This window comes from Amorphus sp. MBR-141, from assembly GCF_053628695.1.
In genome coordinates this window covers 128,224-150,319 of the sequence record NZ_JBRJGW010000011.1, presented here as the reverse complement: position 1 = coordinate 150,319, position 22,096 = coordinate 128,224, and the positions used below count along the sequence as shown (strand labels likewise).

Annotated in this window: 22 protein-coding genes and 1 pseudogene; 14 read left to right on the top strand and 9 right to left on the bottom strand. The window is 67.6% G+C overall.

From position 1 onward, the window contains the following. Window positions 1–22: 22 nt before the first annotated feature. Entirely contained in the window at window positions 23–457 is a 435-nt protein-coding gene (locus ACSSVZ_RS16070) for a DUF6894 family protein (RefSeq protein ID WP_453971622.1), read from the top strand. Between the two features lie 79 nt (window positions 458–536). Beyond that, window positions 537–3,992 (top strand): CheR family methyltransferase, encoded by a 3,456-nt coding sequence (locus tag ACSSVZ_RS16065; protein WP_453971621.1) that lies wholly within the window; start codon window positions 537–539, stop codon window positions 3,990–3,992. 168 nt (window positions 3,993–4,160) lie between these two features. Here the strand turns inward: ACSSVZ_RS16065 and ACSSVZ_RS16060 are convergent, their stop codons facing one another. From ACSSVZ_RS16060 to ACSSVZ_RS16040, 5 genes are all read right to left on the bottom strand, one after another. Then, the gene (locus ACSSVZ_RS16060; RefSeq protein ID WP_453971620.1) at window positions 4,161–4,436 is read right to left on the bottom strand and encodes a hypothetical protein; all 276 of its coding nucleotides are present in this window, start codon (window positions 4,434–4,436) and stop codon (window positions 4,161–4,163) included. A 237-nt stretch (window positions 4,437–4,673) separates the two neighbouring features. Next, window positions 4,674–5,000: a hypothetical protein gene (locus ACSSVZ_RS16055; protein ID WP_453971618.1), complete on the bottom strand. Its 327-nt coding sequence runs from the start codon at window positions 4,998–5,000 to the stop codon at window positions 4,674–4,676. Window positions 5,001–5,114: 114 nt separating this feature from the next. Next, a complete protein-coding gene (locus ACSSVZ_RS16050) occupies window positions 5,115–5,963 on the bottom strand; it encodes an SDR family oxidoreductase (RefSeq protein WP_453971617.1) in 849 nt (282 codons plus the stop codon). A 112-nt stretch (window positions 5,964–6,075) separates the two neighbouring features. Continuing rightward, window positions 6,076–6,264: a DUF3008 family protein gene (locus ACSSVZ_RS16045; RefSeq protein ID WP_453971616.1), complete on the bottom strand. Its 189-nt coding sequence runs from the start codon at window positions 6,262–6,264 to the stop codon at window positions 6,076–6,078. A gap of 319 nt (window positions 6,265–6,583) precedes the next feature. Next, window positions 6,584–7,363: a FadR/GntR family transcriptional regulator gene (locus tag ACSSVZ_RS16040; RefSeq protein WP_453971615.1), complete on the bottom strand. Its 780-nt coding sequence runs from the start codon at window positions 7,361–7,363 to the stop codon at window positions 6,584–6,586. A 184-nt stretch (window positions 7,364–7,547) separates the two neighbouring features. Here ACSSVZ_RS16040 and ACSSVZ_RS16035 point away from each other — a divergent pair. The 6 genes and pseudogenes from ACSSVZ_RS16035 to ACSSVZ_RS16010 all read left to right on the top strand — a co-directional run. Further along, window positions 7,548–8,093: pseudogene (locus ACSSVZ_RS16035) on the top strand (NAD(P)-dependent oxidoreductase); the annotation flags it as partial. Next, complete coding sequence (locus tag ACSSVZ_RS16030; protein ID WP_453971687.1) at window positions 8,094–8,510, top strand: NAD-binding protein; 417 nt, start codon at window positions 8,094–8,096, stop codon at window positions 8,508–8,510. Window positions 8,511–8,669: 159 nt separating this feature from the next. Beyond that, window positions 8,670–9,530 carry an enoyl-CoA hydratase/isomerase family protein gene (locus ACSSVZ_RS16025; protein ID WP_453971614.1) on the top strand — a complete coding sequence of 287 codons (861 nt, stop codon included), beginning with the start codon at window positions 8,670–8,672 and terminating at the stop codon, window positions 9,528–9,530. Window positions 9,531–9,718: 188 nt separating this feature from the next. Continuing rightward, window positions 9,719–10,804, top strand: coding sequence for a C4-dicarboxylate TRAP transporter substrate-binding protein (locus tag ACSSVZ_RS16020; RefSeq protein WP_453971613.1), 1,086 nt, complete (start codon window positions 9,719–9,721; stop codon window positions 10,802–10,804). A 153-nt stretch (window positions 10,805–10,957) separates the two neighbouring features. After that, window positions 10,958–11,797: a 1-deoxy-D-xylulose-5-phosphate synthase N-terminal domain-containing protein gene (locus ACSSVZ_RS16015; RefSeq protein ID WP_453971612.1), complete on the top strand. Its 840-nt coding sequence runs from the start codon at window positions 10,958–10,960 to the stop codon at window positions 11,795–11,797. Beyond that, window positions 11,790–12,809, top strand: a complete 1,020-nt coding sequence (locus ACSSVZ_RS16010; protein WP_453971611.1) for a transketolase family protein — start codon at window positions 11,790–11,792, stop codon at window positions 12,807–12,809. Before ACSSVZ_RS16015 ends, ACSSVZ_RS16010 begins: the two co-directional genes overlap by 8 nt. A 53-nt stretch (window positions 12,810–12,862) precedes the next feature. Here the strand turns inward: ACSSVZ_RS16010 and ACSSVZ_RS16005 are convergent, their stop codons facing one another. Continuing rightward, window positions 12,863–13,678 carry an IclR family transcriptional regulator domain-containing protein gene (locus ACSSVZ_RS16005; RefSeq protein ID WP_453971609.1) on the bottom strand — a complete coding sequence of 272 codons (816 nt, stop codon included), beginning with the start codon at window positions 13,676–13,678 and terminating at the stop codon, window positions 12,863–12,865. An 11-nt stretch (window positions 13,679–13,689) separates the two neighbouring features. Beyond that, the gene (locus ACSSVZ_RS16000) at window positions 13,690–14,544 is read right to left on the bottom strand and encodes a dioxygenase family protein (RefSeq protein ID WP_453971608.1); all 855 of its coding nucleotides are present in this window, start codon (window positions 14,542–14,544) and stop codon (window positions 13,690–13,692) included. Between the two features lie 126 nt (window positions 14,545–14,670). On the opposite strand from ACSSVZ_RS16000, the gene ACSSVZ_RS15995 reads away from it, so the two are divergent. From ACSSVZ_RS15995 to ACSSVZ_RS15970, 6 genes are all read left to right on the top strand, one after another. Then, window positions 14,671–15,480, top strand: coding sequence for a citryl-CoA lyase (locus ACSSVZ_RS15995; RefSeq protein WP_453971606.1), 810 nt, complete (start codon window positions 14,671–14,673; stop codon window positions 15,478–15,480). A 9-nt stretch (window positions 15,481–15,489) separates the two neighbouring features. Beyond that, complete coding sequence (locus ACSSVZ_RS15990; protein ID WP_453971604.1) at window positions 15,490–16,641, top strand: CaiB/BaiF CoA transferase family protein; 1,152 nt, start codon at window positions 15,490–15,492, stop codon at window positions 16,639–16,641. A 204-nt stretch (window positions 16,642–16,845) separates the two neighbouring features. Continuing rightward, entirely contained in the window at window positions 16,846–17,241 is a 396-nt protein-coding gene (locus ACSSVZ_RS15985) for a YciI family protein (RefSeq protein ID WP_453971602.1), read from the top strand. 20 nt (window positions 17,242–17,261) lie between these two features. Beyond that, window positions 17,262–18,338, top strand: coding sequence for a C4-dicarboxylate TRAP transporter substrate-binding protein (locus ACSSVZ_RS15980; protein WP_453971601.1), 1,077 nt, complete (start codon window positions 17,262–17,264; stop codon window positions 18,336–18,338). 26 nt (window positions 18,339–18,364) lie between these two features. Further along, entirely contained in the window at window positions 18,365–18,937 is a 573-nt protein-coding gene (locus ACSSVZ_RS15975) for a TRAP transporter small permease subunit (protein ID WP_453971599.1), read from the top strand. Then, window positions 18,934–20,244 carry a TRAP transporter large permease gene (locus ACSSVZ_RS15970; protein ID WP_453971598.1) on the top strand — a complete coding sequence of 437 codons (1,311 nt, stop codon included), beginning with the start codon at window positions 18,934–18,936 and terminating at the stop codon, window positions 20,242–20,244. The genes ACSSVZ_RS15975 and ACSSVZ_RS15970 overlap by 4 nt, the downstream gene beginning before the upstream one ends. 57 nt (window positions 20,245–20,301) lie before the next feature. Here the strand turns inward: ACSSVZ_RS15970 and ACSSVZ_RS15965 are convergent, their stop codons facing one another. Together ACSSVZ_RS15965 and ACSSVZ_RS15960 are read right to left on the bottom strand one after the other, a co-directional pair. Beyond that, window positions 20,302–21,603, bottom strand: a complete 1,302-nt coding sequence (locus ACSSVZ_RS15965; protein WP_453971597.1) for a TRAP transporter large permease — start codon at window positions 21,601–21,603, stop codon at window positions 20,302–20,304. 4 nt (window positions 21,604–21,607) lie between these two features. Beyond that, window positions 21,608–22,057 carry a TRAP transporter small permease gene (locus ACSSVZ_RS15960; protein ID WP_453971596.1) on the bottom strand — a complete coding sequence of 150 codons (450 nt, stop codon included), beginning with the start codon at window positions 22,055–22,057 and terminating at the stop codon, window positions 21,608–21,610. Window positions 22,058–22,096: the final 39 nt, after the last annotated feature.

Here is a 22,096-nt window from a genome sequence, read left to right as displayed (position 1 = left end):
GCAGTAGCTCCGGAGAGCGACCATGGTTCATTTCTTCTTTCATTTCCGGCAAGGTCCGCAGCTTTCGCGGGACGAGGAGGGATCGGATTTCGCCTCTCTGGAGGACGCCTATCTCGACGTCCATCGGGCGATCCAGGAGATGTGGGAGGAGCTGCTTTCGGCGCGGTGCGACCCCCGGGACTGCGCGTTCGAGATTTGCGACGAGAGCGGGCTCTTGCTGATGACCGTGCCGTTCACCGAGGTGCTGGACTCCTGCGTCCGCCGCCATGCCGGCCCCCCGGCCAGGACGCGTCCGGACTATTCCGAAGTGGCCACGACGATTGACCGATCCGTGCGCCTGAGGTCAGAAGTGTCGGAGAGCTTTCGGCAGACGCAGGACGCGCTCGACCGCATCAAGGCGCAACTGGGTCCGGGGCCTTCGAGCGGCAGCCGCTGGCGGAGGGCGCCGCAGCCATAGCCGAGGCGGCCGGGCGCGCGGCGCCTGGTGCTGATACCCGGATGCGGACCCACCGAACGCGCCTCTGCGGACATGGTCAATGAACGAACACAGCTCACCTCCCATTGTCGCGCTCGGGGCGTCGGCCGGGGGCATTCAGGCGCTTCAGCAGTTCTTCGAGGCGATGCCGTCCGATTCGGGGTTTGCCTTCATCGTCGTGCTGCACCTGTCGCCCGACCATGAGAGCCATCTCACCCAGATCCTGCAGCGCTCGACGCAGATGGAGGTCGTCCAGGCCAAGGCCTCGGCGAAGCTGGAGCCGAACTGCGTCTACGTGATCCCGCCGGGCCTGGTGCTGACGCTGGCGGACGACCGGTTGCGGGTGCGCAAACCCGTCGGGATCGTCGAGCGCCATCACCCGATCGACGCCATCTTCCAGTCGCTCGCCGACCAGCGGGGCGCGCAGGCGATCGGCCTCATCTTCTCCGGCAGCGGCTCGAACGGCTCGGCCGGCGCGCAGGCCATCCGCGAGCGGGAAGGCATCGTGCTGGTGCAGGATCCGCAGAGCGCCGACCACCCGGACATGCCGAGCAACGTCATCCTGTCGGGCCTGGCGGACCTGACGCTAGCGCCCGACGCCATGCCGGCCATCCTCACCGGCATCATGAACGGCAACCGCGCCGGACTGCTCCTCGCCAGCGAGGATCAGCTGCCCAAGTCCGCCGAGAGCGAAATCAACGCCATCCTGTCCGTGCTGCGCGGCCTCGGACACCATGACTTCTCGCCGTACAAGAAGAAGACCCTGGTGCGCCGCATCCTGCGCCGGATGGGGCTGGTGGGGGCCGAGAGCCTCGCCGCCTATGCGGAGAAGCTGCAGGACGACCACGAGGAGGTGGAGGCGCTGGTCTCCGACCTGCTGATCAACGTGACGGAGTTCTTCCGGGACCAGGAAGCCTGGGAGACGCTGAGGGAAACCGTCATCGAGCCCCTGATCCGCGCCCGGGAGCAGAACGGGACGGTACGGGTCTGGGTGCCGGCCTGCTCCTCCGGCGAAGAAGCCTACACGATCGCCATGCTCCTGCTGGAGCAGTCGGAAAACGTGCACAAGCCCCTCGGATTCAAGGTGTTTGCGACCGACGCCGCGCCGAAGGCGCTCGTCAGGGCCCGCCAGGGGGTGTTCCCGGGCAGCATCGCCGAGGCGATCCCGGCGCATCTCCTCACCCGCTACTTCGACAAGGAGGGAGATCTCTACCGGGCGAAGAAGCGGCTGCGCGAGGCGGTGATCTTCGCCCCCCAGAACCTGCTCGGCGATCCGCCGTTCTCCAAGATCGACATCGTCAGCTGCCGCAATCTCCTCATCTATCTGGAGCCGCAGGTGCAGGAGAAGGTCATCGCCCTCCTGCACTTCTCGCTGCGGGAAGGGGGCCATCTGTTCCTCGGCACGGCCGAAACGGTCGGCCGCCACGAGGCGCTGTTCCAGCCGGTATCGAAGAAGTGGCGGATCTATCGGCGCCTCGGCGCGACCCGCCACGAGCTGGTCGACTTCCCGCTGCTCGGCGAAAGCCCGTTCAGCGCCCTGACGAGCGCCGTTTCGCGGCACACCCCCGCCAACGAGGCGCGCGACGCGCTGCTCTCGGCGTTCGCGCCGCCCTCGGTGCTGATCGACGAGCACAACCGCATTCTGTATTTCCACGGCGAGCTTGGATCGTTCCTGCAGATGCCCACCGGCGAGCCGACGCTGGACCTGCCGACGATGGTGCGGGAGGAACTGCGGGCAAAGGTGCGCGCCGCCCTCCGGCAGGCCCGCAAGGAGGGGATGCGGGTGGCTGCGGAAGCGACGCTCCGCTCCGGCAACCGCCAGCGTGTGACCGTCACGGTGACGCCGCTGTCCACCGCGACCGCCCTTGGCCGCGTGCTCGTCAGCTTCGAGCCTCGGACGCTCCCGCCGTTGATGGTGGCGCCGCTGGACGAGGGCGACGGCCTGGCGCTCTCGCAGGGTCAGCTCGAGCAGGAACTGCAGGCCGTCCGGGAGGACCTGCGCCTGTCGGTGGAGCAGCTGGAGACGTCGAACGAAGAGCTCAAGGCGTCGAACGAGGAAATCACCTCGATGAACGAGGAGCTCCAGTCGACCAACGAGGAGCTGGAGACCACGAAGGAGGAACTGCAGTCGCTCAACGAGGAGCTGAGCACCGTCAACACGCAGCTGCAGGGCAAGGTCGGGGAACTGGAGGACCGGACCAACGACCTCGACAACCTGCTGAACTCGACCGACATCGCGACGCTGTTCCTCGACGACGAGTTCAGGATCCGCTGGTTCAGCCCGCCGACGCGCAGCCTGTTCCAGATCCGCCACTCCGATCTGGGGCGGCCGATCACCGATTTCGCCCAGCGCTTCGAGGACGACAGCTTCCTGAGCGACGCGCACGACGTGCTGCGCACGCTGCAGCCGCGCGACAAGGAGGTGGCGGCAGCCGACGCGCGCTGGCACCTGCGGCGGATCCTTCCCTACCGCACCGACGACAACCGCATCGACGGCGTGGTGGCGACCTTCACCGACATCACCGGGCGCAAGCGGTTCGAGGAGGCTCTGGCGGCGGCGAAGCTCTACGCCGAGCGGATCGTGGACACGACCCGCCAGCCGCTGGTCGTCCTCAACCAGCAGCTCATCGTGCACTCGGCGAACCACGCCTTCTACGAGTGCTTCCGCCTGCAGCCGGCGGAGATAGAAGGCAAGGTTCTGTTCGAGGTGGGCAACGGCGACTGGGACATTCCCGAACTGCGCCAGGCGCTCCGGGAGGCGATGCCGGACGCCGGCAAGCTCACCGACCTCGTGCTGTCGCACGACTTCCGCGACCTCGGGCACAAGGAGCTGCATGTCGATGCCCGCTGGCTCGACGCCGGCAGCCTGATCCTGGTCGCGATCGAGGACGTCACGGCCCGCCGCGCCACCGATCGTGAACGGGAGGTGCTCATTTCGGAGCTGCGCCACCGGGTCCGGAACCTCTTGGCGAAGATCCTGGCGATCGTCTCGTTGTCCCAGGAGGGAAAGACCTCGGTCGCCGCATTCGCCGACGAGCTCAAGGAGCGCATCACGGCGATCGTCCGGACCGAAGAATTCATCGGCACGCGGAGCGACACCATCGGACTGCGCGAGCTTGTCGAGGCCGAGTTGAAGAGCGTCAGCAGCGCCGACAGGCTGTCGATCGAGGGGCCGGAGGTGCGGCTCTCCGCCCACGCCGCGCAAGGCCTCGCGCTGATGCTCCACGAGCTGACGACCAACGCGGTCAAGCACGGGGCCTTCTCCGGACGGGACGGCCGGCTTGACGTGCGGTGGTCGGTCGATGGGGGTCCGGAGGCGCCCCGGTTCAGGCTGTCCTGGGAGGAGAGCGGTGCGGCGAAGGGGCAGTCGCACGGCGGCGGCTTCGGGTCGCGCCTGATCCGCGAGATCGTGCCGCACATGCTCGGCGGCGCGACGACCGTGGCCAGCGGGGAGGACGGCGTCGCGTGCACCCTGACGATCCCGCTGTCCGACGCGGCCGGGATCTCGCTCCAGTAGGGCCTTTCGAGGCGAAGCAGCAGCCGGTTCGGATTGGTTCCGGCGGCGATCGCTGGTTCGTCTGGATGGCGGTCTCGGCTGTCAGGCGGGGCGGCGGCGTGCCGGCCGCGCTGGCGGCGACACCGATCGCGGCCGGTGCGCGTGCGATGGGCCTGCGTGGAGAGACGGCTACTCCGCCGCCTGGTCGAGGCGGTCTCCGTTTGCTGCTTCCGCGTCGCCTTGGGTGGGTGTGCTCCGGGTCGCCGCCCCGATTTCCATGGGCACCGAGGCGGCGATACAGGCGACGATGAGTTCCCTGACCACCATGGCGTGCGAAACCTCGCCGTGTTCCGCGACGAAACACGTCGCGACTTGGCTGACGTCGAGGATGCCGCGGCCCTTCACGCAGTTCGCGACGGACCGCCGGACGTGCTCGGTGAGACCTTCATCCTCTGAATCCGTCATGTCGATCGCTCTCTGGTCGCGCCCACGCACCGCTGGTCGTCAACGGACGGGGACAACTTGCAAGACGATCAAGCTAGAGGCGTCCAGCCGAGGTTGCTCTAACACCGGTTAATTCCCCGGCGCGAAGTCGTAAAAAAGCGGGCGGGCAACCGGTCCGGTTGCGGCGAAGGGATAGGATCGGCTCGTGCCGATGAGGTCGCGTGGACGGGATCGGCCGGCGCGCTGCGCCTGCGGAAGCTAGAGCAGGGCCAGTGCCAGAAGCAGCGTTCCGGCGGCAAGACCCACCAGTACGGCGAGAACGGACCGCACCCCTTTGGGCGCCGACGAGGAAAGGGGCGGCCGAAAGCGCTCTTCCGTCACCCCAGGCGCGTCGAGGCTCGTTCCGCCACGCGGTTCCGCGGACGCCGCAAGCTCCGCCGCCTGTGCCGAGAGCGGTGTGCCGGCCGCCTCGTCGTCGGTGCCCATCGGTGCCGCGGCGGGATCCTCGTAGGGAACCTTTTCGCCGGTCAGGCCCGCATCGATGTTTTTGCGCAGCTGTGCCGCCGTCGTTGATGGCTTCGCCATGTCGCTCTCCCGATAACACCTGCGGAAGCGTTCACGGCATGCCTTTGTTCCCGCGCCGGGGTCGGAACAAAGGTGCCGGCCCCGCGGTTGGCGACCCTGCAAGCGTCGGAAAACCTATGATCCGACCAGGCTGCCGCCGTTGGGATGGAGGATCTGCCCCGACATGTACGAGGCGTCGTCGCTGGCCAGGAATACGTAGCTCGGTGCCACCTCGTTGGGCTGGCCGGCGCGCCCCATCGGTGCGCTGCTGCCATGTTCGGCGGTATGATCCGCATCGAACGAGGCCGGGATGAGCGGCGTCCAGATCGGCCCGGGAGCGACGCCGTTGACGCGAATGCCGCGCTCGACGAGCGTTGTCGACATCGTCCGGGTGAACGACACGATCGCGCCTTTCGTGGCCGAATAGTCGAGCAGGGTCGCATGCCCCTGATAGGCGGTGATCGAGGTGGTGTTGATGATCGCGCTGCCGCGTCCGAGATGCGGCAGCGCCGCCTTGGTCATGAAGAAGAAGGAGAACACGTTGGTGCGGAAGGTCCGTTCGAGCTGCTCCGGCGACAGCTCCTCCAGGCCTTCCACCTCGTGCTGTTCGGCGGCATTGTTGACGAGGACGTCGAGGCGCCCGAATTCATCGATCACCTTTTCGACCGTCTCCCGACAGTGTGCGGCGTCGCCGATGTCGCCCGGGATGGCGATCCCTTTGCGCCCCTCCGAACGGACCGCCGACAAGGTCGCCTCGGCATCCTCGTGTTCGTCGAGATAGGCGATCGCCACGTCGGCGCCTTCGCGCGCAAACGCATGGGCGACGGCGCGACCGATGCCGCTGTCGCCTCCCGTCACGAGCGCGATCTTGCCCTCAAGGCGGCCCGATCCCGGGTGCCGGGGCGCGCTCTCAGGGTCGGGCCTCATGTCGCCTTCGAGCCCGGGCTGGCGGTCCTGCTGCTGGGGTGGCTTGCTGTCGGTCATCGTGTGTTCCTGCCGTTCCGTTTCGCAAGGCTGGCCGGGAGCGCCAACCGTCCGGCTCCATGGGGAGCCGAATGGGCCTGGCGGGCCGCAGATCGGGTGGACCCGATCGACCTCACGATTTCGATTTGTGCTCGGGCTTGCCGCTCCGGCTGGTGGAGGCGAGCTCATCGAGTTCGCGCTCGCTCATCGAGCGGTACATCGATTTCGCCGCCCCCTTGAGGCTGCTCTCCTTTTCCTCGTCGCGCTTGACGGCGAGGGCTGCGCCTGCGGCCTTCTGCTGCGCCTTCGATTTCGCGGGCATCATTGTCTCCTGTCGATCGAACACAACGCCCCGTCCCAGTTTCCGGAAACTGGCGCTCGGACGGATTGTTCCACCGCTCTCTTTCGGCGTCGGGAGGGCTCGCCTGATGCGCCCTCTCGAAACTTTCGCCAGGAGGGCGGGGTCGAAGACCGACGCGCCAGAGATCACCTCGGCCCACCCGGGGCCGGTTCGCCGCCTCGCCGCGGGCGGCAGGCATGCCGAGCAGTTCGTGACCCAGATTCCGCGCCCACCCTGCCGAAGTCCGGCGTGGTCCTGAAAAGGCGTTCCGCCAGCGCCGGGGCCGGCTGAAGGGCGAACGCTAGTCGTGGCTGGCCGACAGGTGCTGCGCCATCGCCGCGTGGTGGCGCAGCACGGCGCGGCGGCCGGCGTCTTCGTCGCGCCGGCGGATCGCGTCCAGGATCGGTTCGTGGATGGCGGTGACGGCGTCCGCGTCGTCGGCGCTCATCCAGGCGGGCAGCGTGCCCTTGTCGATCCAGTCGCGATGTTCGTAGCGGATCAGCGCGGCATGCACGCTCTCGTAGATCGAGGCGAGATAGGGGTTGTGGGAGGCGCGCACGAGGGTGGCGTGGAAATGCGTGTCGGCGCTCATCCACGCCGACGTGTCGCCGGTGCTGTCCAGCAGCCGCTGCAGGGCCGCTTCCCCCTCGCGGACTTCGTCGTCCGTCGCCCGCTGGATCGCCTCCGTCACGCCGGCGGTCTCCAGCCACAGCCGCAGCTCGTTGAGGTGCGGCGCGGAGACCCGGTCCAATCCCAGCATGAGGTTGACGGAGGCCGCCAGGCCTTCGCCGGAGCGGCGCGCCACGAAGGCACCCGAGCCGCGACGGGTGTGGACGATGCCCTTGACGACGAGGATGCGGATCGCCTGGCTCACGGTCGGGCGGCTGGTCGACAGGATCCGCGCGAGGTCGCGCTCGGAGGGAAGGCGGGCGCCTTCCTCCAGGTTTCCGTTGATGATCGTCTGCTGAATCTGGTCGGCGATCTCTTCGGCGGCGCCGGAATTGCTTGCCGGACCCACGGGCGACAGGACGTCGAGCGAATGCCAGAGTGTTTCGTCGGTTGCGCTTTTGGGTCTCGCCAAGAATTCAACTCACGTGCGCGGTCGGATCGCTGTGTCTGCTTGGTGTAGCCGCATCCGGCCCCCTGTCAACGGTCGGGCGCACGGCGCCGCGATCGGCCTTGACGGCCGCCGGGTCTCGCCATAGCTTGCCCTTAATTGGCTTAGCCACTTTGGGCGACAGGCTCCCTCCGGGGCGTCGCGTCGCTGGCGGCAGGCCGAAACGCAAAGCCGGCGGCACGACGAACGACACGGCGCAAAGGGGAGGCGAACCTTCATGACAGACAAGACCCTCGGCTGGCTCGGCACCGGGCGGATGGGCGCGGCCATGTCGCGCCGCCTCGTCGACGCCGGCAAGGACGTCACCGTCTGGAACCGCACGCGCGCCAAGACCGATGCATTGGCCGCGGCCGGTGCGAAGGTGGCCGATACGATCGCCGATCTGTCGGCGGCCGACGTCGTCTTCATCATGGTGAGCTCGCCTGACGACCTGCGTGAAGTGGTGACCGGCGCGAACGGCCTGCTGTCGGCCGGCACGCTGCCGGAGATCGTGGTCGACTGTTCGTCGGTGAGCGTGGAGGCATCGGCCGAGATCCGTCAGGCGCTGGCGGACCGCGGCGTCGGGTTCATCGCGGCGCCGATCAGCGGCAATCCGCACGTGGTCGCCGAGGGCAACTCGATCCTGATGGCGTCCGGTCCGAAGGATGTGTTCGCGGTCGTCGAACCGTATTTGAACACCATCAGCAAGACGGCGGTGTGGGTGGGCGAGGCCGAGCAGGCCCGGGTCGTGAAGATCTGCCACAACCTCTATCTCGGGCTCATCGTCCAGTCGCTGTCGGAGGTGACGGTGCTGGCGGAGAAGTCCGGCGTGCCGCGCGCGGCGTTCCTGGAGTTTTTGAACTCCACGGTGCTCGGCTCCGACTGGGTGCGCAAGCGCACGCCCGACATGCTGTCGCTGGACTGGACCCCGACGTTCACCACCGAGCTCCTGCGCAAGGACTTCACCCTCGGCCTCGACATCGCGCTGAAGGAAGAGGTGGGGATGCCGCTTGCGGCCGGCGTCATGCAGCTCATCCAGGCGGCGATCGGACGGGGCCACCGCGACGACGACTTCCTGTCGCTGTTCCAGGTGCAGGCGGAATCCGCCGGGATGACGCTCGACCCGGAATGACCGATCGCTGGGGCCGCCAGCACGGGCGCCAGCCCGGCCAGACCTGACACCGGCCGCCGGTGGCGTCCGCGAAATCCAGAGTGCCGGTGCCGGGGGCCAGAAGGCCCCGCGTCGAAGGCGGGCGCCGGTCCGATCCAGACAGGGCAGGAGGAAACACCCATGTCGCTTCAGAAGTTCGTGCCGACGCCCGAGTTCGACGACTACAAGGAGGCCTTCAAGGACTTCTTCAAGATGACGCGCCGGGACGACGGCGTGATCCTCGTCGAGGCGCACACCCTCGGCGGTCCGATCCAGCTCAGCGTCCAGAACCACCGCGCGCTCGGCCAGATGCTGAAGGTCGTCGGCTCCGATCCTAAGAACGAGATCATGATCCTCACCGGCTCCGGCGAGGAGTTCATGATGGATTCGGATCCGGAAGGCTTCGCGCTGGAAGAAGAGGACATGGAGTACTGGGCGTACGAGTACGCCTTCAAGGATGGCCGGATCAACGTCAGCTCGCTCATCAACGATCTGGAGATCCCGACGATCGGCATCTTCAACGGCCCGGGCTTCCACTCCGAGATCGTGCTGATGTGCGACATCACCATCGCGGCCGACGACGCCACGGTGTTCGATCTCCACTACGACATCGGCTCGGTGCCGGCCGACGGCATCCACAACTGCTTCCAGGAGCTCCTCGGCGTGAAGCGCGCCGCCTACGCGCTGCTGACCGGCGAGGCGATCACCGCCGAGAAGGCGCTGGAATGGGGCATGGTCAACGAGATCATGCCGCGCGACCAGCTGATCGACCGGGCCTACAAGATCGCCGACCACATCATGACCCAGCCGCGCACCACCCGCCGGCTCACCGCCCAGATCGTGCGGCGTCCCTGGAAGCAGCGGATCGTCAACGATCTCGACCTGGGTTTCGGCACCCAGATGTTCGGCCATGTCTCCAAGAAGAAGGCGATCCACACCCGCCAGGGGATTTCCTCGGTCGTGGACTACGTGCGCGAGGGCAAAAAGAACAACTTCGACTGATGCGGAGGGTCGCGCCGCTGGGCGCGGCCGCAGATGGGATCCGGGCGGCGGCATGGCGACCGCCGCAGTCGCGGATCGACATTGACCGCAGCGGGGTCTGCGCCACATAGTGGCTTAGCCAATAAAACCGGAAGATCATCCGGTGCGCTCAAAAGAAAAACCGAAGTGACACTCAGGGAGGACTGCCAATGTTGATCAACAGACGAACCGCCATGATGGGGATGATCTCGGCCACGGCGCTGCCGCTGCTGGGAACGCGGAAGCTGCTGGCCGCCGACACCGTCCCGCTGACGATTTCCTCGAGCCACCCGCTGACCATCCCGTGGGTGAAGCCGCTCAAGACCATCGTCGTCGACCGCTCCAACACGCTTCTGGAGGAGATGGGCTCGAACCATCGCATCGAGTGGACCGAGGCGTTCGGCGGCACGCTCTACAACTTCAACGACACGCTGGAGGCGGTCTCGACCCAGCTCACCGACATGGGCTGGATCGGCTCGCTGTTCGAGCCGTCGGCGCTGCCGCTGCAGAACATCATGTATTCGACGCCGTTCACCACCCAGACGGTGGCCCAGGCGATCAACACCATGAACCGGCTGAACGCCGAGCAGCCGGCGATGAAGGCGGAGTGGGCGCGCAACAACGTCTCGTTCTTCGGCTCGTGCGTCTCCGATGGCTACAGCCTGTTCACCAAGAAGCCGATCGAGAAGCTCTCCGACCTTGAGGGCATGAAGATCCTCGGCGGCACGGTGCTGGCGCCCTGGGTCGAATCGCTTGGCGCGACGCTGATCGCCACCGGCATTCCGCAGATGTACAGCCAGATGCAGACCGGCGTCGGCGACGGTGTGCTGCTGATCGCCACCGGCGCCTATCCGCTGCGCCTGCACGAGGTGGCCCCCCACGTGACCCGGGTCGAGACCGGTCCGCTGACCTTCGGCGGCTTCGGCGTCAACTCCGATACCTACGAGGGACTGCCGGACGACGTCCAGAAGGTGCTTGCCGAACTCGGTGCCGGCTACTCGACCGAGAACGCCCGCCTCATCGTCGAGCGCGAGAAGGAGGTGTTCGAGCTGTTCGAGAAGGAGGGCGCGACGGTCCGCGTCATGCCCGACGAGCAGAAGAAGGAGTGGGTCGAGCGCATGCCGGATCTGGGCAAGGCCTGGGTCGACGCCGTGCAAAGCCCCGACGTGCCCGCCCGCGAGATCATGCGGGCGTTCATGGAGACGGTCGTGGCCGAAGGCGCCGACCCGCTGCGGGACTGGTCCGCCAACCTCTGACGTTCCGCCATCCTTTGCGCCCCGGCCGGTTGCGGCCGGGGCGTGACCTTTGCGACGCGACGCGGGTGCCGCTCGGGCCGTCCTGAGCGGCGGCCTGCCCGCCGATCCACGCCGCTGCGATCGCGCCGGACCCTTGCTTGGACGGAGATGACCATGACTGACGACACGATGCCGGGCAGGGGGCGGAACGACCTTCCGATCGGAGCCGGGCGGGATCCGGCGCATCTGGCCGATGCGATCCGGCTCAGGGCGCTCCGCATGATCGCGCCCCAGGGGTTCGGCTATCTCGGCCAGGCGCTGTCGTCGGCCGAACTGGTCGCCGGCCTCTACGTGTCCGCCTACCGGCCCGACATCGACGACGTGGTCTGCTCGCCGGGCCACTACATCGTCGCCTTCTACGCGGCGGAAGCCGAGGTCGGCCGGCTCGATCCCGAGCTGCTGAGCACCTACGGCCAGAACGATTCCGACCTGGAGGCGATCGGCACCGAGCGGTCGCCGGGCGTCGACCTCACCGGCGGATCGCTGGGCATGGGGCTGTCCGGCGCCATCGGCCTGGCGCTGGCCAATCGCCTGAAGGGGGCGCCCGGCTTCACGTTCGCCTTCCTCAGCGACGGCGAACTGCAGGAGGGGCAGGTCTGGGAAGCGGCGATGTTCGCCGCCCACAACCGGCTCGACCGGCTCGTCGTGCTGCTCGACGCCAACAACTCCCAGGTGGACGGGCCGGTCGACACCATCACCACCCTCGATCCGATCGCCGACAAGTGGCGGGCGTTCGGCTGGGCTGCCCACGACATCGACGGTCACGACGGGACCGCGGTGGATGCGGCGCTGCGCGCCAGCCTGGAGAGCGATCGGCCGACCATCATCATCGGCCGGACGTCGACGCGGACGGGCCTCGCCTGCCTGCCGGACGATGCCGACGGACATTTCATCAAGCTTCCGCCGGAGCTCGCGCAAGCGGCTGCCGAAGAGCTGGAGAGCCGCCTTGCGTGACGCCCCGTATCCGACCGAGCTGAAACCCTACGGCCGCGCGCTCCTCGACCTCGCCCGCACGCGCAGCGACATCCTCTGCCTCACCGGCGATCTCACCCGCCAGTGCGAGATCGACCTCTTCCAGGAGGCGCTGCCGGAGCGGTTCATCCATGCCGGCATGGCCGAGGCGAACATGATGAGCATGGCGGGCGCTCTCGCGCGCCGCGGCTTCATCCCGTTCGTGCACACCTTCGGGGTGTTCGCGACGCGGCGGCCTTTCGACCAGATCGTCAACGCGATCGCCTATCCGAAGCTGCCCGTCCGCATCGTCGGCTTCATGCCGGGGGTGAGCACGCCCGGCGGCCCCAGCCACCAGGCGATCGACGACATCGCCATCATGCGCGCGATCCCGGGCATGACCATCGTCGATGTCGCCGATGCGCGGGAGATCGGCGTCGCCGTATCGGAGATCGTCGATCTGCCGGGTCCCGTCTACCTGCGGCTGAAGCGCGGCGAGGTTCCGCTGATCTTCGACGAAGGCCATCGGTTCCGGTTCGGCAAGGCCGAGGTGATCAAGCCGGCGGGCGACGTCGCCATCATCACGTCGGGGATGATGCTTGCCTCCGCCATCCAGGCCGCCGATGCGCTCGGCGCGGCGGGCGTCTCGGCCGCCCTCGTCCACGTGCCGGTCATCAAGCCGCTGGACGTCGACACGCTCCGCGAGGTCATCGGCCAGGCCAAGGCCGTCGTGACGGTGGAGAACCACAACGTGGTCGGCGGGCTCGGCACGGCGGTGGCGGAGCTGATCGCGGAGGAGGGGCTCGGCGTCCGGCTCACCCGGGTCGGGCTTCAGGACACCTACGCGGAAGGCTCCCTCAACGCGCCGCACCTGTTCCTCAAGTACGGCCTGTCGAGCCAGCACGTCGTCGATGCGGCCTGGGAGCTGGCGCGCCGCGCCGGTATCGGTGCGGCGGGGGAAGCGCCGCGGGTCGTGTCCGTGCCGGTTCAGGCGGGCGAGTACGCGCCGGTCTGACGGCACACCGCCCGCCCGGCGGGAGGAGGGGCCCCGGCCGTCGTCATCCCGATTCAGTCGTGGTCGATGATGCGCTCGAGGACCGGATAGCGCTGGAAGGTCTGGGTGATCCGCGCCGCCGCCTGGCGCAGCGGCAGCAGGCGCTCCTCGACGAGGAACTCCGCGCTGACGGTGCCGGAGTAGCCGGAGGTGTTCAGCGCCGCCACGGTGTGCCCGTCGCGGCCGCGGATCGGCACGGAGAGGGCGGTGATACCGTAGTCGAGCTGGTCGACGGTCACCGCGTACTGCTGCTCGCGGACGCGGGCGATCACGGTTCTCAGTTCGTCCCGGTCGACAATGGTGCGCGGCGTCAGCGAGATCGGCTCCATGCGGGCGAGGAAGTCCTCGAATTCCGCCTCGGGAAGGCCCGCGAGGATGACCTGACCGAGCGAGGTCGCCTGGGCCGGATAGCGCGCGCCGACCACGGCCGACGGCCGCCGCGCCCGCTGCTCGGAATAGTGGGCGATGTAGAGCACCTCCATCCCGACCAGCGCCGCCACCGACGACGCATCGCCGAACTTGCCGACGAAGTGCCGCAGCTCCGGCTGCAGCACCTCGTCGATCCGCGCGGAAAAATACAGGGCTGAGCCGAGGCTCATCACCTTCGGCCGGAGATAGAACCGTTTTTCGGTCTGGCCGACGTAGCCGAGCGACTTCAGCGTGATCAGGCTGCGGCGGACCGCGGCGGGGGTGAGATCCACCCGCCGCGAGATCTCCGAGAGGTTCATCTCGGCGTGGTCGGCGTCGAAACACTCCAGGATCGCCAGGCCTTTTGCGAGGGCTTCGACGAATTCCGCCGGTCTGTCCTCGTGGTCGGGCGTCGTGGACATGGAGGGTTGCCTTATGCCGGGGCGAGAACGAAGTCGTAGGTCACCTGCGCGTCGGGCTTGCGCTCGAGCTTCAGATCCGCGTGCGCGGCCGCATCGAAGGGCTTGAGCTCCGCGATCAGCGACTTGCGTACGCCGAACACGGCGTCGTTGTCGATGTACTCGGTGTTGGCGAAGAACACCTCGGTGGTGATGCCGCGCATGCCCTGGGCGGAGACGATGTAGTGCAGGTGGGCGGCACGCCAGGCATGACGCTTGCCGGCGCGCAGAAGTTCGCCGACGGGGCCGTCATACGGAACCGTGTAGGGCTTGGGAAGGACGGTGGTGTACCAGTAGCGTCCGGTCTCGTCGGCCTTGAACACGGCCCGGAGGTCGTACTTGTCCTGGCCCACTTCCTGGATCGGGTAGGTGCCGGAACCGTCCGCCTGCCAGGTGTCGATGGTGGCGCCCGGCAGCGGATGGCCGAGGGTGTCGCGCACGATTCCGCTGCACAGCACCGATACGCCGGGACGTGGACCGGCGAGGTCGGCACCCAGCTCCATGCGTGGCGCCTTCTCCAGATAGAACGGCCCGAGGTTGCTGCCCTCGGTCGCGCCGCCGCGGGTGTTGATCATGTCGACGATCGCCGACAGCCCGAGCACGTCCGACAACAGGATGAATTCGTGGCGCTCCGGCGTGGAGATCTGCCCGCAGTCGTAGAGGAACGTCAGCATCCGCATCCACTCGTCGTGCGTGAGGTTGGTCTCGCGCACGTAGGAATGAATGTGGTCGATGAGCTTCTGCAGCAGCAGTTCGAAGCGCGAGTCGGGCTCGGTGGCGAAGCTTTTCTTCACCGCTTCGGTGATCGTGAACTGGTTGACGTCAGTCATGCGGCCTCCCTGGAATTGCCTCTGCGGTTCTCGGCGCAGGCGATTGGTACGCTTGACGGAACGGTAATCGCAGCCTTATCCTGCGGCAAGAGGAAAAGTTTTCGGTATGCGAAAGGTTGATCCGGAATGCGGATAGGCAAGCAGGACAATGCGTTTACGGCCATCGCCACTTCGGACGAGCACAGCATCACCGTGCGCGGCAACGACCTCTGCCGCGATCTCATCGGCAAGATGGACTTCACGTCCTATTTCTGGCTGCTCGTCATCGGCGAGCGCCCGACCGACGTCCAGCGCCGGATCACCGACGCCTGCCTGATCGCGATCGCCGAGCACGGCCTCGTACCCAGCGTCCAGGCGGCGCGCATGACGCTCGCCGCCGGGCCCGATGCCTGGCAGGGCGCGGTGTCGGCCGGGCTGCTGGGGATGGGCTCGGTCGTCGCCGGCAGCTCGGAAACGGCCGGCCAGTACCTGGTCGATCTCGTCGAGGAGGTGCGCTCCAGCGGGCGGGATGCCGATACGGTCGCCACGGAAAGCCTCGAGGCGCTGAAGGCGAAGCGGGCGAAGGTGCCGGGCCTCGGCCATCCGCAGCACAGCGCCGGCGATCCGCGGGCGCTGGTGCTGCTGGAGATTGCCGAGCAGGAGGGCATCGTCGGCCCCCACATCCAGATGCTGCAGACCCTGGCGCGGCACGCGCCGGAGATCATCAACCGGCCGCTGCCCATCAACGTCTCTGGCGCGATCCCCGCGCTGATGCTCGACGCCGGCTGGCCGGCCAAGGCGATGAAGGGCATCCCGCTGCTCGCGCGCACCGGCGGCCTGGTGGCGCATCTCTTCGAAGAGAGCCAGCGCTCCATCGGCTTCATCATGTCGAACCACGCCGACGCGGCGATCGCCTATGATGGGGCCCCGTCCGACCCGACGCCGGGCAAGAGCTGAGGCGGCACCATGGCGAAGATCCTCAAGGACTTCCGCGTCGTTGAGCTCGGCACCTACATCACCGGGCCGGCCGCCGGCATGCACCTGGCCGATCTTGGGGCCGACGTGATCAAGGTCGAGCGCCCCGGGACCGGCGATCCGTTCCGCTCGTTCAAGGGCGGGCTCTATTCGCCGCACTATCAGACCTACAACCGCAACAAGCGCTCGATCGCTCTGAACACCCGCGAGCCGGACGACCTGAAGGTGTTCCACGATCTGGTGGCGACGGCGGACGTGTTCATCCAGAACTTCCGGCCGGGGGTGGCCGAGAAGGTGGGAGCGGGCGAGGCGGACCTGCGCAAGGTCAACCCGTCGCTGGTCTACTGCGCCATCACCGGGTTCGGCGCCTCAGGGCCGTACCGGGACCGCCCGGTCTTCGACACGGTCGCCCAGGCGGCGAGCGGTTATCTCCGCCTGCTGACGCCGCCGAACCGGCCGCGGGTCATCGGCCCGGCCATCGCCGACGCGGTCACCGGCCAGTACGCGGCGCTGGGCATCTGCGCGGCGCTGCTTGAGCGCACCAAGACCGGCAAGGGGCGTCGCCTCGACATCTCGATGCTGGAGGCGATGACCCACTTCAACCTGGACAGCTTCACCCACCATTTCAGCGTCGGCCAGGTGATGGGTCCGCTGAGCCGTCCGGAGGTGTCCCAGTCGTACACGTTCGGGTGTGCGGACGGAAAATGGATCGCCTTCCACCTGTCGTCGCCGACCAAGTTCTGGGACGGGCTGGTGAGCGCGCTCGGTCATCCGGAAATCGGCACCGACCCGCGCTTTTCCGAGCGGATGGCGCGGATCGAGAACCACGATGCGCTGATCGACGCGATGGAGCCGATCTTCCGCGAACGGACCAGGGACGAGTGGTGCGCGCGGCTCCGCGAGAACGAGGTCCCGCATTCGCCGGCCTACGATTCCGACGAGGCGCTGGAAGATCCGCAGGCCCGTCATCTCGGGATCCAGGTCACCGCCCAGCACCCCGAGATGGGACCGTTCACCACCGTCCGCGCGCCCTACAGCTTCGACGGGGAACCGGACATGGATCTTCTGCCGCCGCCGACCCTCGACGAGCACGGCGCGGAAATCCGCGCCGAACTCGCCGAGCGGGCCAAGCAGGCGGGCTGACGACCGACTGACGGAGCGTCCTGCCGCTACACGGGCCGTGCGGGTGCCGGCGGGACCAGACGCACATCGATCGGGAGGACCGTTTCGGCGCTCTTCCACAACCTTATCCTGACGATGCGCCCCGGGCTCGCCCGCGGCGCTTGGGGCACCCGGCCAGAGGGACAGTTTCATCGGACGCCGAGAAACCGAGAGTGGGGGCATGACATGGCTGAGCTGACCGCGATCCCTGTCGCCGACGTGAAGGAAGCCAGCAAGGAGATGCTGCAGAAGCAGCTCTACGCGATCTTCACGTCGCCGGCGGACGGCCTCGGGCCGATCCTGGAGCGGCTGGGAGAGCACCTGGCCTTCCAGGTCCAGCTGGAAGCGGACGGAATACTCTACGCTGCCGGTCCGATGTGGACCGACGACGAGACCGCCTGGGAAGGCGACGGACTGGTGGTCATCCGCGCAGGTTCGCGCCAGGAGGCCATCGACATCGCGGAGCGCGACCCGATGCATAAATCGGGCGCGCGGACCTTCCAGGTCCGGCCGTGGATGATCAACGAGGGTAGCGTCACGTTGCGGCTCGATAATTCGAGCCAGACCTTCAGAATACTTTGATCCGAGAGGGAGGAACGACGATGAAGAAGATGATGATGGCACTCTGCCTGGGCGCGATGGCGGTTCCGTCGGCGGCCTATGCGCAGGAGACGATCAATCTCACCGTGGCATCCAGCCATCCGCTGGTGGTGCCGTGGGTGGGCATGATCAAGTCCCACTTCATGGCGAAGACGGACGAGATCCTCGCCGAGACCGGCAACTACAAGATCGAGTGGAACGAGGCCTTCGGCGGCCAGCTCTACAAGGCCAACGCCACGCTCACCTCCGTGGAGGAGGGGATCACCGACATCGGCTGGGTGTTCTCGTTCCTGGAGCCGGCCAAGCTGCCGCTCAGCCAGGCGTCCAGCTACGCGCCCTTCGCCACCGCCAATCCGCCGGTCCAGCTCGCGGTGATGGAAGAGCTGTTCGAGACCAACGAGGCGTTCCGCAAGGAGTGGGAGCAGTACAATCTGAAGGTTCTCGCCTTCACCGGCACCGACATGTACGACATCTACACCAAGGAGCCGCTGAAGGGCATCGCCGACATCGACGGCATGAAGCTGTCGGCGCCGGGCGTGCTCGGCAACTGGCTGCGGGGCACCGGCGCCAACGCCGTCGACGGCTCGCTGACCTCCTACTACACCGACATCCAGACCGGCGTGTCGGACGGGACCTTGTCGCTCGCTCTCGGCATCCTGCCGACCAAGGTCTACGAGGTGGCGCCGTACATCAACCGCTTCGACGCGGGCGTCGCCTTCTCCGGTGCGGTGGCGATCAACCGCGACGTCTGGGACGACCTGCCGGAAGAGGTGCAGAACGCCATGATCGAAGGCGGCAAGTTCTACACCGAAGCGCACGGCAAGGATCTTCTCGAGCGTCACGAGTTTGCGCTCAACAAGATGGTCGAGCTCGGTGCGAACCAGAATCCGCCGGTCGAGATCATCGTGATGCCGCAGGAAGAGCGCCAGAAGTGGGTGGACGCGCTGCCGGACGTGGCCGGTGAGTGGGCCGCCCAGCTGGAGAGCCAGGGCGTTCCTGCCAAGGCGTTCCTCAACGCCTACATGGACGGCCTGCGCGAGCGCGGCGAAAAGCCGGTTCGTGACTGGGGCGCGGAATAGGTCCGGGACGGCAGTCGGTCCCGACCATGACCACTTCCATTCCTGAACAGGAGACCGGCGCCCCCCAGGGAGGGCGCCGGCACCCGGTCGTGCGCGGCTGGAACGGGCTCGTCGACGGGCTCGCCGCGCTCGGCACCGCCCTGATCATCGTGCTCATGGTGATCATCAGCAGCGACGTGGTCGCCCGCAACGTCGTCGGGGGATCGCTGCCCCTGGTCTCCGAGCTCGGCGCGCTTACGCTGGTGATGATCGTCTACCTGCAGCTCGGCACCACCGTGCGCCACGACCGGCTCGCGCGGACCGACTTCTTCCTCGGCGGGTTTTGCCGCCGCAGGCCGCGGGCCGGCGCCGTGGTCGTCTTCGTGTTCGACCTGGTGAGCGCGGCGGTCGTCGGCGCCATGGCGGTCGCGACCCTGCGCATCGTCGGCAAGGATCTGTCATCCGGCGAATATATCGGCGTGACCGGGCTGTTCACGCTCCCGGTCTGGCCATTCCGCGTCGTCATCCTCGCCGGGCTTGCGGTGGCGACCATCCAGTTTCTCGTCCAGTCGGTGATCGCGCTGCGGGACGTCCTGATGCCGCGCGGGGGCGCACGATGAACGTCGAAATCGGTGCGCTGGCGATCGCCGCGCTCGTCATCCTCATCTATTTCGGACTGCCGATCGGCATCAGCATGCTGCTGGTGTCGTTCTCCGGCGTGGCGTTCATCCGCAACGACACGGTGGCGATGCGGATGATCGGGCAGGTCGCCAACGACAGCCTGCGGGAATACCTGTTCGCGGTGGTGCCGCTGTTCGTCCTGATGGGGCTGCTCGTCACCGTCTCGGGGGTCGGCAAGGACACGTTCGACGTGTTCGAGCGGATGCTGCGCCGGGTGCGGGCCGGGCTCGGCATCGCGACCGTCTTCGCCAACGCGGTGTTCGCCTCGATCACCGGTATTTCCATCGCGTCCGCCTCGGTGTTTTCCCGTGTCGCGGTGCCCGAGATGACCCGGCACGGCTATTCCAAGCGCTTCTCGACCGGCGTCGTCGCCGGCTCGTCGGTGCTGGGGATGCTGATCCCCCCGTCGCTCCTGATGATCGTCTACGCGGTGCTGGCCGAGGAATCCGTCGGGCGCATGTTCCTGGCAGGCATCGGGCCCGGCATCCTGCTGTCGCTGATCTTCTGCGTCACCATCCTGATGCTCGCCACCTGGAAGCGCGACTTCGTCTTCGACCGCGTCGACACCGAGGAGATTGCCGAGCCGGTCAGCGTGCTCCGGACGGTCCGTCTGGCCCTGCCGATCCTGTCGCTGGTGCTGCTGGTGCTCGGCGGCCTCTATGGCGGGTTCCTCAACCCGACAGAGGCGGGCGCCGTCGGCGCGCTGGGCGCGCTGGTGATCGCGCTGGCGCGCAAGTCGCTGACCGGTCGTGTGTTCTGGAACCTGCTCGTCGAGACCGGCCAGATCACCGTGTCCGTGCTGTTCCTGATCATGGCGGCGACGTTCTTCAGCCGGATGCTCGCCATGTCGGGCATGCCCCAGGCGCTGGCCGACACGATCCTGGGCAGCTCCATCGGCCCTTACGGCTTCCTGGTCCTGTTCCTGGGGGTGGTCATCCTGCTCGGCTGCCTGATCGATTCCATCTCGATCATGCTGATCATGCTGCCGATCGCGCTGCCGATCGCCGAGGCGGCCCACTTCGACCTGATCTGGTTCGGCGTGCTGACGGTGGTGGCGGTCGAGATCGGCCTGCTCACGCCGCCCTTCGGGCTGTCGGTCTACACGATCAAGTCGGCGCTGGGCGACGACGACGTCACGGTCGGCGACATCTTCAGGGGGGCGCTGCCGTTCGTCGGCTCGATGATCGTCGCGCTGGCGATCCTGATCGCGGTGCCGTCGATTTCCACCTTCCTCGCCCGGATGTAGCGCCCGGCGGTCGAGGGCCTGAACGATCTCCGTCCGCCGGACGGAGGTCGTTCAGGCTCACATCAGCATGGCGGGCAGGGCCAGCGACAGCGCCGGGATCGCCACGATCAGCGCGAGGCGCACGAGGTCGGCCGCCAGGAACGGCAGCACGCCGGTCGCCACCGTCTCGAAGCGGAGGTCTTCGACCGCCGCGGTGATGACGAAGAGGTTCATCCCGAGCGGCGGGGTGATCAGGCCGATCTCCACCACCGAGACGACGAGGACGCCGAACCAGATCGGGTCGTAGCCGAGGTCGGTGATGACCGGAAACACGATCGGCAGGGTGATCAGCATCATCGACAGACTGTCGAGGAAGCAGCCGAGAACCAGGTAGATGATCAGGATCATCACCAGTACGCCGAGCGGCGGCAGGCCGAGCGCCTGGATCCAGTCGACGATCACCTGCGGCAGCGTCGACGTCTCGATGAAGAACTGCAGCACCGACGTGCCGATCAGGATCATGAACAGCATGCCGGTCGTCACGGCGGTCTCGACCAATGCCTCCCGGGCGACCTGCCAGGTGAGACGCTTGCGCAGGGCGGCGAGAAGGATCGCGCCGAACGCGCCGACGCCGGCCGCCTCGGTCGGCGAGAAGATGCCGGCGTAGATGCCGCCCATGACGACCACGAAGAGCGACAGGATGGGCGTCATCTGCCGGATCGCGGAGAAACGGCTGCTGCCGGCAATGCGCGCCGTGCGCGGCGCCCAGGACGGCTTGAGCGTGGCGACCAGGTAAATCGTCGCCATGTAGAGCGCCGCCGCCAGCAGCCCGGGGATCATGCCGGCGAGGAACATCCGGCCGATCGACTGCTCCGTCAGCAGCGCGTAGATCACCATGATGATCGACGGCGGAATGAGGATGCCCAGCGTGCCCCCGGCGGCAAGCGCGCCCGACGTCAGCCGCCGGTCGTAGCCGACGGCGGTCATCTCGGGCATGGCAACGCGCGCCATCGTGGCGGCCGTGGCGAGACTGGAGCCGCACACCGATCCGAACAGCGCGCAGGCGCCCACCGTCGCCGAGGCGAGGCCGCCGCGCCAGTGGCCGATCAGCGCGTGAAGCGACTGGTAGAGGGAGGCCGAGAGGCCGGCCCGCGAGGCGAAGGCGCCCATCATGACGAACAGCGGGATGACCGACAGCGAGTAGCTGGACGAGGTCACGAACGGCTGCGAGCCGAGGATGAAGCCGAGGCTGAACATGCCGTTCAGATAGACGCCGCCGCAGATGCCGACGACGCCCATGGCGATGGCGACCGGAACGCGGATGGCGATGAGCGCGAGCAGGGCGACGAGGCCGAGAACGCCGACGAGAGGTGCGGACATCGGCTCAGCCCCTGTCCGGCCGAAGGATCCCGCGCACCGCGAGATAGAGGTTCACCAAGGCGGCGGCGCCGAGACCGAGGAGAAGCGGCAGCCAGTACCAGACCATCGGAATGCCGATCGACTGGCTGCGGTCGCCGTAGGTGTAGGCGGTCATCATCTGGGCGATGGCGTACCAGAACGCCCCGCCGAGGAAGGCGAAGGCGAGCAGCGCCGCGAACACGCGCAGCCCGCGCTGGAGACCGGCGGGCATGCGGCTGGTGAACACGTCGATGGAGACGTGCTGGTCGGTGGCGAAGCCGTAGGGGATGGCGAGCATGGCGCCGACCATCGTGCAGAGGGTGACGATGTCGGTCAGCCCGTGGACCGTCAGACCGCTCACCGAACGCAATGCGATGTCGGTCACGGTGAGGCCGACCGCCACCAGGAAGGCCGCGGTGCCGAGGAGTGCCAGCATCAAGGTTGACCGGGTCAAGGCCGTGCCCCGTGTGCGAGA

Bases quoted from the DNA above. Each gene is read 5' to 3' on its own strand.
- ACSSVZ_RS16070 (WP_453971622.1), top strand. From the start codon at position 23: ATGGTTCATTTCTTCTTTCATTTCCGGCAAGGTCCGCAGCTTTCGCGG.
- ACSSVZ_RS16065 (WP_453971621.1), top strand. From the start codon at position 537: ATGAACGAACACAGCTCACCTCCCATTGTCGCGCTCGGGGCGTCGGCC.
- ACSSVZ_RS16060 (WP_453971620.1), bottom strand. From the start codon at position 4,436: ATGACGGATTCAGAGGATGAAGGTCTCACCGAGCACGTCCGGCGGTCC.
- ACSSVZ_RS16055 (WP_453971618.1), bottom strand. From the start codon at position 5,000: ATGGCGAAGCCATCAACGACGGCGGCACAGCTGCGCAAAAACATCGAT.
- ACSSVZ_RS16050 (WP_453971617.1), bottom strand. From the start codon at position 5,963: ATGACCGACAGCAAGCCACCCCAGCAGCAGGACCGCCAGCCCGGGCTC.
- ACSSVZ_RS16045 (WP_453971616.1), bottom strand. From the start codon at position 6,264: ATGCCCGCGAAATCGAAGGCGCAGCAGAAGGCCGCAGGCGCAGCCCTC.
- ACSSVZ_RS16025 (WP_453971614.1), top strand. From the start codon at position 8,670: ATGTCGCTTCAGAAGTTCGTGCCGACGCCCGAGTTCGACGACTACAAG.
- ACSSVZ_RS16020 (WP_453971613.1), top strand. From the start codon at position 9,719: ATGTTGATCAACAGACGAACCGCCATGATGGGGATGATCTCGGCCACG.
- ACSSVZ_RS16015 (WP_453971612.1), top strand. From the start codon at position 10,958: ATGACTGACGACACGATGCCGGGCAGGGGGCGGAACGACCTTCCGATC.
- ACSSVZ_RS16005 (WP_453971609.1), bottom strand. From the start codon at position 13,678: ATGTCCACGACGCCCGACCACGAGGACAGACCGGCGGAATTCGTCGAA.
- ACSSVZ_RS16000 (WP_453971608.1), bottom strand. From the start codon at position 14,544: ATGACTGACGTCAACCAGTTCACGATCACCGAAGCGGTGAAGAAAAGC.
- ACSSVZ_RS15995 (WP_453971606.1), top strand. From the start codon at position 14,671: ATGCGGATAGGCAAGCAGGACAATGCGTTTACGGCCATCGCCACTTCG.
- ACSSVZ_RS15990 (WP_453971604.1), top strand. From the start codon at position 15,490: ATGGCGAAGATCCTCAAGGACTTCCGCGTCGTTGAGCTCGGCACCTAC.
- ACSSVZ_RS15985 (WP_453971602.1), top strand. From the start codon at position 16,846: ATGGCTGAGCTGACCGCGATCCCTGTCGCCGACGTGAAGGAAGCCAGC.
- ACSSVZ_RS15980 (WP_453971601.1), top strand. From the start codon at position 17,262: ATGAAGAAGATGATGATGGCACTCTGCCTGGGCGCGATGGCGGTTCCG.
- ACSSVZ_RS15975 (WP_453971599.1), top strand. From the start codon at position 18,365: ATGACCACTTCCATTCCTGAACAGGAGACCGGCGCCCCCCAGGGAGGG.
- ACSSVZ_RS15970 (WP_453971598.1), top strand. From the start codon at position 18,934: ATGAACGTCGAAATCGGTGCGCTGGCGATCGCCGCGCTCGTCATCCTC.
- ACSSVZ_RS15965 (WP_453971597.1), bottom strand. From the start codon at position 21,603: ATGTCCGCACCTCTCGTCGGCGTTCTCGGCCTCGTCGCCCTGCTCGCG.
- ACSSVZ_RS15960 (WP_453971596.1), bottom strand. From the start codon at position 22,057: ATGCTGGCACTCCTCGGCACCGCGGCCTTCCTGGTGGCGGTCGGCCTC.